We start from the raw sequence: 13,007 nt of genomic DNA, 5'->3' as shown, positions 1-13,007 counted from the left end.
GCGCCGCCGCGGCCTCAGGCGGCGGCCGGGCGCTCGATGCGCCGCGCCACCCGCGACAGCGCCAGGCTGGCCGTGAAGTACAGCAGCGCCACCGCCAGGTAGACCTCGACGTGATAGGGGCGCCACTCGGTGCCGGCCACCACCGCCTTGGCCGCGCCCAGCACGTCGAACACGCCGATGATGCTGACCAGCGAAGTGTCCTTGACCGCGCCGACGAACACTCCCAGCGCGGCCGGCGCGGCGATGCGGCGCGCCTGCGGCCAGATCACCGTCCAGTAGGCGACGTCCGGGCGCATGCCGAGCGCGCGCGCCGCCATCATCTGGCCGGGCGGGATCGCCTGCAGCGCGCCGCGCAGCACCTCGGCCAGCAGGCACGCCGTGTGCAGCGTCAACGCGGCCAGGGCCATGCCGAACTTGGATACGCCGCCGCCCAGCACCAGCGGCAGCACAAAGGAGGCGAACAGCAGTTGGGTCACCAGCGGCACGCCGCGCACGGCCTCGATCAGCGCGGCCGCCGCGAGCGCGCCGCCGCGGCTGGCGGACCGGCGCAGCAGCGCCAGGCCGAAGGCCAGCGGCAGTGCCGCCAGCAGCGCCGCGATCGCCAGGATCAGCGTCACCAGCAGGCCGCCCCAGCGTAGCGGGCCGATGGCGCTGCCGCCCCACGGCCAACCGCCCAGCGCGGCCGCCGCGATGGCCGCCAGCAGCGCGATCCAGGCCAGGCGCGGCCGTGCCGGCAGACGACCGACCCCCAGCGCCGCCGCCACGCCGGCCAGCAGGGCGGCGCACGCCACCAGGGCCTGGGCGCGGTCGGCCTGGGCCATGGCGCCGAACAGCAGCAGCGGCAGGTTCTCGCTCACCGCGGCCCAGCAGGCGCCGGCCGCGGCGGCGCAGTCGGCGGGGCTGCCGCTCCAGACGGCGCGCAACAACGCCCAGTCCAGCAGGGCCCAGCCCGTGGCGGCCAGCGCCAGCGCCACCAACGCCGATCCCAGCCAGCCGCCGGGGCCGCGCGCGCCATGGCCCAGCAGACGCAGCGCGGGCCGCTCGCCCAGGCGCGCGCCGTGGCTGTCGCCCGGGCCATGGCGGGCATGGCGCGCGTTCCAGGCCGACAGCGCGCCCCCCAGCGCCAGCGCCAGTCCCAGGTAGACGGCCACGGCCAGGGTGATGCCTTCCAGCGCCAGCCCGGTCTGGGTGATGGCGGTATTGATGACGGCCATCAGCTCCTGGTAGCCGATGGCGATGGCCAGGGTGCTGTTTTTGACCAGCGCCAGGCACTGGTTGGCATAGGGCGGCAAGGCGACGCGCGCGGCGTAGGGCGCGATGACAAGGCGCAGCACGCCCAGGGGCGTCAGCGCCATGGCCTGGCCCGCTTCCACCAGGCCCACCGGCACCGCCCGCACGGCGGCGCGCACGATGTCGGCGATGTAGGCGGCATGGAACACCACCAGGCCGAGCACCAGCGCGGCGAATTCGATGCTGGGCTGCCAGCCGCCGTGCAGGCCGAGGCCGCGCCTGACCGGCAAGTCGATGCGCACGGCGGGCAACAGCGCCCAGGCCGTCAGCGCCAGCGCCAGCGCGGCCCAGGGCGCGGCCCGGCCGAGCCGCCGGCGGGCGCGCCAGCCGAGCAGCAGGGCGCCGGCCGCCACCAGCGCGTAGGGCAGCCAGCCGTGCAGCGCCGGCAATGCCAGGCCACGGTTCGACAGCAGCACCGACGGCAGCGGCGTCCAGGCCTGGCGCGCGTCCGGCAGGCGCAGCAACAGGCCATACCAGACGAACAGTTGCAGCAGCACAGGGGTGTTGCGCAGGGGCGCGATGACCAGGGCGGCGGCGCGCGCGGCCAGCGGCTGCGACGACAGCCGCAGCAGGCCCAGCCCGATGCCCAGCAGCGTTGCCAGCGGTATCGCCACCAGGGCCACGGTCAGCGTGTTCACCAGGCCGGCGGCGATGGACATCCAATAGGGATCTTCCGGCGTCACCGGCAGCAGGCTTTCCGAAATGCGAAAGCCCGCCGGTTGCAGCAGGAACGCGAAGCCGCCGCGGATGCCGCGCGCCGCCTGCGTGGCCTCGATGTGCTGCAGCAGTATCGCGGCCAGGGCGCCCAGCCCCAGCGTCCAGGCCGCGAGCGGCAGCCAGCGCCGCCAGGCGGCGTTGCAGGGCGTGGAATGCGTAGCGATCATGTCAGTTCCGGGGCGGCGCCGGCGGGGCCGGCCGATGGCGAAAATGAGGACGGGAAAACAAGCCGGGCAAAAGGACGCAGGCGGGCCGGGGCCCGCCTGGCGGCGTCCTGCGGCTGGCGGCCGCGCGGGCTTACTGGAACGGCGGCGAGTACAGCAGCCCGCCCTGGTTCCATTGCCGGTTCAGGCCGCGTTCGAGCTTGAGCGGCGTGGCCGCGCCCAGGTTGCGCTCCCAGACCTCGCCGTAGTTGCCGACGGCCTTGATCACGTTGCGGGCCCAGCCTTCGTCCAGGCCGAAGCTCTTGCCGATGCCGGGATCCAGGCCCAGCAGGCGCCGCACCTGCGCGTCGCCGCTCTGCGCCTGGCTGTCGACGTTCTTGGACGTGATGCCCAGTTCCTCGGCGGCCACCAGCGCGTTCACGGTCCAGCGCACGATCGCGGTCCAGTTGGGATCGTCCTGGCGCACGAAGGGGCCGAGCGGCGATTTGTTGATGCGTTCGGGCAGGATGACGAAGTCGTCCGGGTTGGCCGCGCGCGCGGCGCGGCTGGCGGCCAGCGTCGAGGCATCCGACAGGTAGACGTCGCAGCGGCCGGCGTAGAAGGCCTGTTCCAGCTCGACCAGGTTCTCGATCACCACCGGGCGGTAGCTGAGCTTGTGCTTCTTGAAGTAGTCGACCAGGTTCTGTTCGTTGACGGTGCCCGGCTGCACGCAGACCTGCGCGCCGTCCAGCTCGGTGGCGCTCTTGACGCCCAGCTTCTTCGGCACCAGAAAGCCTTGGCCGTCGTAGAACACGATGCCGGCCGCGACGATGCCCAGGCCCGCGTCGCGGCTGGAGGTGATGGTGGTGTTGCGGTTGAGCACGTCGATCTCGCCGCCTTGCAGGGCGGGGAAGCGCTGCTGCGAACTGAGCGGCACGAAACGCGTCTTTTCCGGATCGCCCAGCACCGCCGCCGCCAGCGCGCGGCACAGGTCGGCGTCCAGGCCGGTCCAGCGGCCTTGCTTGTCGGCGATGGACAGGCCGGCCGAGCCCTGGCTCACGCCGCACACCAGTTCGCCGCGCTTCTTGATGGCGTCGACCGTGACGCCCGCCGTCGCTGCGCCTGCCGTGGAGATACCCACATGAGCCAGCGCCGCCGCCACGCCGGCGGCCTTGAGTAGAGAGATCAACCGCATGCCGTTCCCGTATTCGTTGTATGCAAGAAAGGCATGAATTCTATGGCCGCGCCGCGTCCTGGCCAGCGACTGTATCGTCATATGGTTATGAGAACTTAGCCTTATCCAAATTCGCGTCATATACCTAGAATCCGTCCATACCAAGTTGCACGGATCAAGAAGGTTGCGCATGAGCTGGCAGGACGAATTCCGGGAATGGTTTCCCATCACTCGCGACAAGGCGTACGCCAACATCGCCTATACCAGCCCGCTGGCGCCCAAAGTGGCCGAGGGCGTGGCCGCCTTCTTCGACAGCATCACCCACGCCCGCAGCGACAAGCCGCAATGGCTGCGCGACGCGGGCGCGCTGCGCACGCGGCTGGCGCGCCTGATCGGCGGCGACGCGCGCCGGCTGGCCTTCACCAAGAACACCACCGAGGGGCTGAACACCGTGGCGCAGGGCCTGGCCTGGCAGCCCGGCGACAACCTGGTGGTCGACGACCAGGAACACCCCACCAACGCCTTGCCCTGGCTCAACCTGCGCCGCCGTGGCGTGCAGGTGCGGGTGCCGCCATCGCGCGCGCATCGCTACACGGTCGATGACCTGTGGCGGCACGTCGATGACCGCACGCGCCTGATCGCGGTCTCGTGGGTGCAGTACGGTACCGGCCTGCGCACCGACATTGCCGAACTGGGCCGGCGCTGCGCCGGGCGCGGCATCTGGCTGGTGGTCGATGGCATCCAGGGCGCGGGCCTGCTGCGCGCCGAGGTCGACGCCTGGGGCGTGGACGCGTTCGCCTGCGGCGCGCACAAGGGCTTGTTGGGGCCGTTGGGCGTGGGCCTGCTGCACGTGTCGCCGCGCCTGCTCCAGGCGCTCGAGCCGCTGCACGTGGGGCCCTCGGAAGTGACCACGCTCGACAAGACCGGCCTGCAATGGCAGGTGGGCGTGGCCGATGCCGCCGACGCCCGCCGCCTGGAAACCGGCAACCTGAATTATCCCGGCATCGCCGGCTGGGCCGCGGCGCTGGACCTGATCGAATGGGCGCGGCCCGAACGCATCGAGCCGTGGGTGCTGGAACTGTCCACGGCCTTGAGCGACGGTTTACGCGCGCAGGGCCAGCAGGTAGTATCGCCGGCCGACGCCGCGTTGCGCAGCACCACCACGGCGCTGCGCGTGGCGGACCCGGCCGCGGCGCTGGCGCACCTGGCCGGCGCGGGCGTGGTGGCCAGCATTGTGGAGTATGGTTACCTGCGCCTGTCCGTCGGCGCCTATAACAATCACGGGGACATCGACCGCATCCTGCGCGCCACGCGCGGGCTGGCCGCTTGATCCGCTTACCGATATCGCATTTCGAGGAGCATTACATGACTGAAGCGAAGAAGCCCGAATGGCGGCTGGAAACCATTGCCGTGCATGGCGGCTACAAGCCCGATCCGACCACGCGCGCCGTGGCCGTGCCGATCTACCAGACCGTGGCCTACGCCTTTGACGACACCCAGCACGGCGCCGACCTGTTCGACCTGAAGGTGGCGGGCAACATCTACACCCGCATCATGAACCCGACCACCGACGTGCTGGAGCAGCGCGTGGCGGCGCTGGAAGGCGGCATCGCGGCGCTGGCGCTGGCCTCGGGCCAGGCGGCGGTGACCTACGCCATCCTGACCATCGCCGAGGCCGGCGACAACATCGTCTCGTCCAGCACGCTCTACGGCGGCACCTACAACCTGTTCGCCCATACGCTGCCGCAGTACGGCATCAGCACGCGTTTCGCCAACCCCGGCGACCTGGCGGCCTTCGAGGCGCAGATCGACGAACGCACCAAGGCCATCTTCGCCGAATCGGTCGGCAACCCGCTGGGCAACATCACCGACATCGCCGCGCTGGCCGAGCTGGCCCACCGCCACGGCCTGCCGCTGATCGTCGACAACACCGTGCCGTCGCCGTACCTGCTGCGCCCGATCGAGCACGGCGCCGACATCGTGGTGCAGTCGCTGACCAAGTACCTGGGCGGCCACGGCACCAGCCTGGGCGGCGCCATCATCGACTCGGGCAAGTTCCCGTGGGCCGAGCACAAGGCCCGCTTCAAGCGCCTGAACGAGCCCGACGTCAGTTACCACGGCGTGGTCTACACCGAAGCCTTCGGGCCGGCCGCCTATATCGGCCGCGCCCGCGTGGTGCCGCTGCGCAACACCGGCGCGGCGATTTCGCCGTTCAATTCGTTCCAGATCCTGCAAGGCATCGAGACGCTGGCGCTGCGGGTCGACCGCATCGTCGAGAACGCGGTCAAGGTGGCCAACTACCTGCGCGAGCATCCCAAGGTCGATTGGGTCAACTACGCCGGCCTGCCGGACCACCCCGACCACGCGCTGGTGCGCAAGTACCTGGGCGGCAAGGCGCCCGGCCTGTTCACCTTCGGCGTCAAGGGCGGCCGCGAGGCCGGCGCGCGCTTCCAGGACGCGCTGCAATTGTTCACGCGCCTGGTCAACATCGGCGACGCCAAATCGCTGGCCACGCACCCGGCGTCCACCACCCACCGCCAGCTCAATCCCGAAGAGCTGCAAAAGGCGGGCGTGCGCGAGGAAACGGTGCGTCTGTCGATCGGCATCGAGCATATCGACGATCTGCTGGCAGATCTGGACCAGGCCCTGGCGCAGGTGTGAATGGCATGAACACGATCTCCCGCAGGACCTTGCTGCAACTGGCCGCCGGGCTGCCCGCCCTGGCGGCGGCGCCGGCCATCGCGGCCCAGCCGGCCGCCGGCCGCGCCAAGACCTATGTGCTGGCGCACGGTTCGTGGCATGGCGGCTGGTGCTGGCGGCCGGTGGCCGAGCGGCTGCGGGCCGCCGGCCATCGCGTCTACGCGCCCAGCTTCACCGGCATGGGCGACCGCGCCCATCTGCTGCACAAGGGCATCACCATCGACACCTTCGTCGAGGATCTGGTTCAGGTGATCCAGAGCGAAGAGCTGAACGACGTGATCCTGGTGGGCCACAGCTTCGGCGGCATCCCGATCTCCGGCGTGGCCGACCGCGTTCCGCAGCGGCTGGCGCACCTGGTGTATTTCGATTCGATCGTGCTGCAAAGCGGCCAGGATGCGTTCTCGGTGTACCCCAAGGCCGATGCCGAGGCGCGCATCGCGGCCGCCTCCAAGGCCACCAACGGCCTGGCCGTGCCGATTCCCGACCCGCTGCCGGCGGCCTGGGGATTCACGTCCGGCAGCGCCGACGAAGCCTGGGTCAAGCGCCGCCTGACGCCGCATCCGCTGGCCAGCTACACCACGCCGCTGACGCTCAGGCATCCGATCGGCAACGGCCGGCCGCGCACCTACATCCATTGCACCCAGCCGGAGCTGCCGGTGCTGGAGCAGTCGCGCCAGCTGGTGAAGTCGCAGCCGGGCTGGAACTGGATCGACATCGCCGCGCCGCATGAAGCTCACATCACCCATCCGCAGCTGCTGGCCGAGGTGTTGCTGGGCCTGTCGTAAGGGGGGGAGCTGCCGCGGGCGCCGTCAGGCGCTGGCGCCCGGCCACGGCGCGCCCTTGCGCCAGGCCGATGGCGCCACGCCCTCGGTGCGCTGGAACACGCGGCTGAAGGCCGCCTGCGAGCGATAGCCGACCTGTTCGGCGGCCTCGGCAATGGCTACGCCTCGCGCCAGCAGGCGCCGCGCCACGCGCATGCGCAGCAATTGCAGCAATTGCGCCGGCGTGGTGCCGCTATGCAGGGTGAAACGGCGGTGGAAGGTGGCCTTGGACATGTGCACGTGGCGCGCCATGTCGTCCATGCTCCAGGGATCCGCCGGCCGCGCCAGGATCGCCTGCAGCAAGCCGGCCATGGCCGGGTCGCGCGCCAGCACGAACAGGCCGTGGGCCTGGCGGTCGTGGATCGTCAGATGGCGCAGCATGAAAAAAACCAGCATGTCGGTGAGCCGTTCCAGCACCACGGTCGAGGCGCCGCCGTCGCGCCGGGTCTCGCCCAGGATCAGGTCGAACACGCCGCGCGCGCTGGCATAGCGGGCATCGTCGGCGCGCAGCACCAGCACGTCGGGCAGGGTGTCGGCCAGCAGGTCGGCCAGCCCCGGGCGGAACTGGAAAAAGCCGCAGGCCAGGCCGGTGCCGTCGGGCTGGCGTGGCAGCAGCGGGCGCATCTCGCGGCACACGGGCGCGGCGGATCCGGGGGGATCGAGCGGCGTCAGCGCGTGTGGCAGGTCGCGCAGGAAGAACACGCCGTCGCCGGCCGCCAGGGTCAGCGGTGCCTGGCCCGGCCCCAGGTCGACACGGCAGCGGCCGTGCAGGATCAGGTGGAAGCTGGCGCGGGCGCGGGCGCGGCCGCTGGTGCTGGCCGACCAATTGCCGCAGTACTGCCCCAGGTGATACAAGCTGGACTGCACCTCCAGGCTCGACAGCAGCAGGGCGTCGACGGCGGCTTGATCGGCGTTCGGGGCGGGCGAGGGCGGCATGGCAAAGGTGGCAAGGCAAGTGGCGCGCCGCGCTGGTATGGCGGCCCGACCGGATCAGTTTGGCGCGATGATACGCGGGGCGCCCGGTTATAAGCGCATAGCTGAAAGTCGATAAGATCGAGCATCAGCTTGCGATCCCCGTGCATTGTCGCGCGCGGCGGGGTGCCCGCACAATCGAGTTTTCGTTGATCGTTCCCTGGAGACCGTCATGGCCCGTTTGCCTGTCCACACCGCGCAGAGCGCTCCCGAGTCCACCCGCGCCGCCCTGGCGGCCGCCGAACAAGGCGCCGGCTACCTGTCCAACCTGCTGGGCGTGCTGGCCAATGCGCCGATCGCGCTGGAGGCCTACCAGACGCTGTCGCAGATCAACGCCCGCGCCGGCCTGACGCTGCAGGAACGCGAAGTGGTGCAACTGGTGGCCGGCACCCGCCACGGCTGCACCTTCTGCGTGGCCGGCCATACGGCGCTGGCGCGCAACAAGGCCAAGCTGTCGCCCGAGGTGGTCGAGGCGCTGCGCGCCCAGGGCACGCTGCCGGACGCGCGCCTGCAGGCGCTGGCCGCCTTCACCGAAGCCGTGATCCGCACCCGCGGGCGGGTCAGCGACGCCGAGCTGCAGGCCTTGCGCGAGGCCGGCTACACCGATGGCAATGCGCTGGAGGTGATCGTCGGCGTGGGGCTGGCGACCATCTGCAATTTCGGCAACAACCTGGCGCAGACGCCGCTGAACGCGCAGCTCAGCGCCTACGCCTGGAGCGGCGCCCAATGACGACGCGGCATTCCGATCGCCTGACGCCGGAACTGGCCGCCTGGCTCGAACGCCACGCCGGCGCGCTCGACGACGGCAGCGTCGATGCCGCCGGCGTCCTGCCGCAACTGGCCGCGGCCGGCGTGTTCCGCCAGGGTGTGCCGGCCGCGCTCGGCGGCGTGTCCGGCAGCGACATCGGCGACGCCATCGAGACCGTGTCGCAGGTGGCCGAGCATTCCGTGGCCGCCGCTTTCGTGGCCTGGGGCCAACGGGTCTTCATCGAGTACCTGCTGCGCAGTCCCAACCAGGCCTTGGCGCAGGCATGGCTGGCGCCGCTGCTGACGGGGGAAATGGCGGGCGCGACCGCGCTGTCGAACGCCATGAAGTTCCTCAGCGGCATCGAGTCGCTGCAGATCGGCGCGCGCCAGGACGGCGCGCACTGGGTGCTGGATGGCCGCATGCCGTGGGTCACCAATCTGCGCAAGCAGGGCTTCCTGGTGGCGGCGGCGGTCTCGGCGCCGGATGGCACGCCGGCGGTGGTGGCCCTGCCGCACGACATCGACGGCCTGGTGCGCAGCGCCGACCTGAACCTGCTGGCGCTGCAGTCCAGCAACACCGCGGCGCTGGAGGTGCGCGGGGTGCGCATCGACCCGCACTGGCTGATCCACCCGGACGCGCGCCAGTACCTGCCGCGGGCGCGGCCGGCCTTCGCCGGGCTGCAATGCGGTCTGTCGATCGGACTGGCGCGGCGCGCCCTGCGCGCCGCCACGGAAACCGGGCAGGGCCAGGCGTCGCGGGGCATCCTGGGCGAACCGCTGCGAGCGTTGGGGCGGCAGCTCGACGACGTCACCGCGCGCCTGATCGACGGCGTGCGCGGCGAACGTTTCGTCACCGAACCGTGGCTGTTGTTCGAAAGCCGCATCGCGCTGGCCGAGATCGCCAGCCAGGCGGTGCAGCTGGAGCTGCAGGCCAGCGGCGGCGCGGCCTACTTGAGGCCGGCCGGCGACGGCTTCGCGCGCCGCTGGCGCGAGGCGGCGTTCCTGCCGATCGTCACCCCCAGCCTGGTGCAGCTCAAGACCGAGCTGGCCAAGCGCCAGGCCCGGCTGGCGGCCGAGGGCGCCGCATGAGCGCGCCGCCGCGCCCGGTGTTGCAGGCCAGCGGCCTGGCGCTGCGCTACGCCGGCGCCAGCGCCGACGTGTTCCAGGGGGTGGACCTGGCGCTGGATCGCGGCGAGGTGGTGGCGGTGCTGGGCGCCAGCGGCGCCGGCAAGTCGAGCCTGCTGCGGGTGCTGGCGGGGCTGCAGCCGGCCAGCGCCGGCACGCTGCTGATGGAAGGCGCGCCGCTGACCGGCGTGCATCCGCGCGTGGCGGTGGCGTTCCAGGACCCCAGTCTGCTGCCGTGGCTATCGCTGGAACGCAATGTGGCGTTCGGCCTGGATTTCACCCATCAACCGGTATTGGACGCCGCCGAGCGGCGCCTGCGCGTCGACCAGGCCATCGACGAAGTCGGCCTGGCGCACGCGCGTCACCTGCGGCCGGCGCAACTGTCAGGCGGCATGGCGCAGCGCACCGCGCTGGCGCGCTGCCTGGCGCGGCAGCCGGCGGTGCTGCTGCTGGACGAACCCTTCGGCGCGCTCGACGAGGTCACGCGCGGCGAGATGCAGGCGCTGCTGCGCAAGGTGGTGGCGGACTTTCACACGGCCGCCGTCCTCATCACCCACGATATCGACGAAGCGCTGCTGCTGGCCGACCGTATTGTGTTGCTGGGCGGGGCGCCCGGACGCATTCTGGGCGTGTGGGCGGTGGCTCTGCCGCAGCCGCGCGCCGACCTGTTGCCTGAAATGGGCGCGCTGCGCCTGGAAATCCTGACCCGCCTGCGCGCCGCGCTGCGGGCCGCACGCGGCCAAGCCGCCAAGGAGTCTATCGATGTGCCTTGAACACATGTCGCGTCGCGACTGGTTGAAACTTTCGGCCTTGCTGACGGTGGGCGGCGCCGCGCCGCTGCTGTCGGCCTTCAATGCGCGCGCGCAGAGCGAGCCCGACGCGCCGGTGCGCATCGGCTACCTGCCGATCACCGACGCGGCGCCGCTGCTGGTGGCGCACAACAATGGCCTGTTCGACAAGGCCGGGGTCAAGGCCGAGAAGCCGACGCTGCTGCGCAGTTGGGCGCAGGTGATCGAGGCGTTCATTTCGGGCCAGGTCAATGTGGTGCACCTGCTGTCGCCCATGACGGTGTGGGCGCGCTTCGGCAGCCAGGTGCCGGCCAAGGTGGTGGCCTGGAACCACGTCGGCGGCTCGGGCCTGACCGTGGCGCCGGCCATCAACGCGGTCAAGGATCTGGGCGGCAAGACCGTGGCGATCCCGTTCTGGTACTCCATCCACAACGTCATGCTGCAGTACCTGCTGCGCGAGAATGGCCTGACGCCGGTGTCGCGCAAGGACGGCGCGCCGGCCGCCAACGAGGTCAATCTGGTGGTGATGGCGCCGGCCGACATGCCGCCGGCGCTGGCGCAGAACCGCATCGCCGGCTACATCGTGGCCGAGCCTTTCAACGCCGTGGCCGAGACGCTGGGCGTGGGCAAGGTGTTGCGTTTTACCGGCGACATCTGGCGCAACCACGCCTGCTGCGTGGTGTTCATGCACGAGCGCGACCTGCAGCAGCGACCCGAATGGTCGCAGAAGGTGGTCGACGCCATCGTCCAGGCGCAGCTGTGGATCCGCGACAATCGCGCCGAAACCGCCAGGCTGCTGTCCAAGGAAGGCATCAACCGCTACACCCCGCACGGCCTGCCGGCCTTGAGCAAGGTGCTGGCGCCGCCGCCCTCGGACCGCGAGCAGTACCTGGCCAGCGGCGCCATCCGCCACGCCGACTGGGACGAGCGCCGCATCGACTTCCAGCCGTATCCGTTCCCCAGCTACACCGAGGAACTGGTGCGGCGCCTGCGCGACACGCTGATCGAGGCCGACCGGGGCTTTCTGGCCAACCTGGATCCGGCGCGCGCGGCCGCCGAACTGGTCGACGACCGCTACGTCAAGCGCGCCATCGAGGCTGCCGGCGGACTGGGTCGCTTCGGCTTTCCCGAATCGTACAGCCGCGCCGAGATGGTGCGGGCGTGACGGCGCGCGAGTCGCTTGCGGCGGGCGCCGCGCCGCAAGCGGGGGCCGTCGCGCCGTCCCGCGCCCGGCGCGCCGGCCCGGCCGTGCGCGCCGGGCTCGGTCTGGCTGGCCTGGCGGCGCTGCTGGTGCTGTGGTGGCTGGGCACCGAGGTGCTGGCGCCGGCCGGCGGCATGGCGCGGCGCTTCGCGCCCGGCGCCACGTTCGTCAGCCTGTGGCAGCTGCTGACCGGCTCCGATCTGCCGCTGCACGTGCTGGTCAGCCTGCGCCGCGTGGCGGTCGGGTTGGGCCTGGCGCTGGCCATCGGCGTGCCGCTGGGCCTGGCCATCGGCAGCTACCGGCGCCTGGAGGCGGCGCTATCGCCGGCCATGCAGTTTCTGCGCATGATCTCGCCGCTATCGTGGATGCCGATCGCGGTAATGGTGTTCGGGGTGGGTGACGATCCGGTGTATTTCCTGCTGGCCTTTGCCGCGGTCTGGCCCATCGTGCTGAACACGGCGGCGGGGGTACAGCAACTGGACGCGCGCTGGCTGCAACTGGCGCAAAGCATGGCCGCGACTCGCTGGGAAACGCTGCGCCACGTGATCCTGCCCGGCGTGCTGGGCCATATCCTGACAGGGGTGCGGCTGGCCATCGGCATCCTGTGGATCGTGCTGGTGCCGTGCGAAATGCTGGGCGTGTCGGCGGGGATGGGCTACTTCATCCTCGACACCCGTGACCGGCTGGCCTATTCGGAACTGATGGCCATGGTGCTGCTGATCGGGGCGCTGGGCTTCGTGCTGGACGCCGCGGCGCGCGCGCTTTATCGCTATTGGCGCGGGTAGGGCGCGGCGCGTCTTAGCGGCGGGCGCGGCTGCCGTCGGCCGGGCAGATCACGGTGCGCAGCGAACGCTGCACCGGATCGCGCACCACCGGCGCGTCCGACATGCCGGCCACCGGCAGCGATTCGACCACCCCGCCGCTGGCGTTGGGGCCGGCGTAGTGCTGGGTTTCGGTGACGGTGTAAGTGTTGTTGCTGCAGTTCATGATGACTGCCTGCGTCACCGAGCCATAGGGCTGGCCGGTGGTCTCGGAAACCCGGGGCTGGGCGTAGAACCAGGCAACCGTGGCCAGCATCACCACCGGCCGCTCGGACAATTGCGTGATCGAGGCGCCGTCGTAGAACACGCCCGGCATGGTTTGCGGCGCCAACGGCTGCCAGTCCGAGCCGTTGGCCGGCGCGGCGGCCAACTGGGCCCAGGCCGAACCGGCCTGCGTGGCCAGGATCAGGGTGAGTAGCGCGTGCCTTGTGATCATGAGGGCGATTCCCGAGCGGCGTCCGTGTCAGTGGTCCCAGTATAGAGAAAGATCCGCTCACAGCCCGGCCGC

Annotated in this window: 12 protein-coding genes; 8 read left to right on the top strand and 4 right to left on the bottom strand. The window is 71.1% G+C overall.

Translation table 11 applies throughout. The features are described from left to right. Positions 1 to 14: 14 nt before the first annotated feature. Both ACN6O8_RS20900 and ACN6O8_RS20895 read right to left on the bottom strand, forming a co-directional pair. Positions 15 to 2,174, bottom strand: coding sequence for an ABC transporter permease subunit (locus tag ACN6O8_RS20900; RefSeq protein ID WP_427992906.1), 2,160 nt, complete (start codon positions 2,172 to 2,174; stop codon positions 15 to 17). Positions 2,175 to 2,304: 130 nt separating this feature from the next. After that, positions 2,305 to 3,345: an amino acid ABC transporter substrate-binding protein gene (locus ACN6O8_RS20895; RefSeq protein ID WP_427992905.1), complete on the bottom strand. Its 1,041-nt coding sequence runs from the start codon at positions 3,343 to 3,345 to the stop codon at positions 2,305 to 2,307. A gap of 169 nt (positions 3,346 to 3,514) precedes the next feature. Between ACN6O8_RS20895 and ACN6O8_RS20890 the strand changes: the two genes are divergently transcribed. From ACN6O8_RS20890 to ACN6O8_RS20880, 3 genes are read left to right on the top strand one after another with little or no spacing between them, the layout of a single operon-like run. After that, positions 3,515 to 4,654, top strand: coding sequence for an aminotransferase class V-fold PLP-dependent enzyme (locus tag ACN6O8_RS20890; RefSeq protein ID WP_427992904.1), 1,140 nt, complete (start codon positions 3,515 to 3,517; stop codon positions 4,652 to 4,654). A gap of 35 nt (positions 4,655 to 4,689) precedes the next feature. Continuing rightward, on the top strand, positions 4,690 to 5,985 hold the full coding sequence (locus tag ACN6O8_RS20885; protein ID WP_427992903.1) for an O-acetylhomoserine aminocarboxypropyltransferase/cysteine synthase family protein: 1,296 nt from the start codon (positions 4,690 to 4,692) through the stop codon (positions 5,983 to 5,985). A gap of 5 nt (positions 5,986 to 5,990) precedes the next feature. Further along, positions 5,991 to 6,809 carry an alpha/beta fold hydrolase gene (locus ACN6O8_RS20880; RefSeq protein ID WP_427992902.1) on the top strand — a complete coding sequence of 273 codons (819 nt, stop codon included), beginning with the start codon at positions 5,991 to 5,993 and terminating at the stop codon, positions 6,807 to 6,809. Between the two features lie 24 nt (positions 6,810 to 6,833). Here ACN6O8_RS20880 and ACN6O8_RS20875 read toward each other — a convergent pair whose 3' ends face one another. Continuing rightward, on the bottom strand, positions 6,834 to 7,781 hold the full coding sequence (locus tag ACN6O8_RS20875) for a cupin domain-containing protein (RefSeq protein WP_427992901.1): 948 nt from the start codon (positions 7,779 to 7,781) through the stop codon (positions 6,834 to 6,836). A 208-nt stretch (positions 7,782 to 7,989) separates the two neighbouring features. On the opposite strand from ACN6O8_RS20875, the gene ACN6O8_RS20870 reads away from it, so the two are divergent. The 5 genes from ACN6O8_RS20870 to ACN6O8_RS20850 are packed head-to-tail and all read left to right on the top strand — an operon-like array spanning position 7,990 to position 12,463. Then, the gene (locus tag ACN6O8_RS20870; protein WP_427992900.1) at positions 7,990 to 8,547 is read left to right on the top strand and encodes a carboxymuconolactone decarboxylase family protein; all 558 of its coding nucleotides are present in this window, start codon (positions 7,990 to 7,992) and stop codon (positions 8,545 to 8,547) included. Further along, entirely contained in the window at positions 8,544 to 9,653 is a 1,110-nt protein-coding gene (locus ACN6O8_RS20865; RefSeq protein ID WP_427992899.1) for an acyl-CoA dehydrogenase, read from the top strand. The genes ACN6O8_RS20870 and ACN6O8_RS20865 overlap by 4 nt, the downstream gene beginning before the upstream one ends. Continuing rightward, complete coding sequence (locus tag ACN6O8_RS20860) at positions 9,650 to 10,462, top strand: ABC transporter ATP-binding protein (protein WP_427992898.1); 813 nt, start codon at positions 9,650 to 9,652, stop codon at positions 10,460 to 10,462. Before ACN6O8_RS20865 ends, ACN6O8_RS20860 begins: the two co-directional genes overlap by 4 nt. Then, positions 10,452 to 11,642 carry an ABC transporter substrate-binding protein gene (locus ACN6O8_RS20855; RefSeq protein WP_427992897.1) on the top strand — a complete coding sequence of 397 codons (1,191 nt, stop codon included), beginning with the start codon at positions 10,452 to 10,454 and terminating at the stop codon, positions 11,640 to 11,642. Before ACN6O8_RS20860 ends, ACN6O8_RS20855 begins: the two co-directional genes overlap by 11 nt. Continuing rightward, complete coding sequence (locus tag ACN6O8_RS20850; protein WP_427992896.1) at positions 11,639 to 12,463, top strand: ABC transporter permease; 825 nt, start codon at positions 11,639 to 11,641, stop codon at positions 12,461 to 12,463. Before ACN6O8_RS20855 ends, ACN6O8_RS20850 begins: the two co-directional genes overlap by 4 nt. 13 nt (positions 12,464 to 12,476) lie before the next feature. On the opposite strand, the gene ACN6O8_RS20845 is transcribed toward ACN6O8_RS20850, so the two are convergent. Next, complete coding sequence (locus ACN6O8_RS20845; protein WP_427992895.1) at positions 12,477 to 12,935, bottom strand: surface-adhesin E family protein; 459 nt, start codon at positions 12,933 to 12,935, stop codon at positions 12,477 to 12,479. Positions 12,936 to 13,007: the final 72 nt, after the last annotated feature.

The sequence above is a fragment of the Achromobacter sp. genome (assembly GCF_050285565.1).
Classification (GTDB): Bacteria; Pseudomonadota; Gammaproteobacteria; order Burkholderiales; family Burkholderiaceae_B; genus Achromobacter.
The sequence above is the reverse complement of the archived record's forward strand: the minus strand, read 5'-3'. Positions and strand labels throughout refer to the sequence as shown.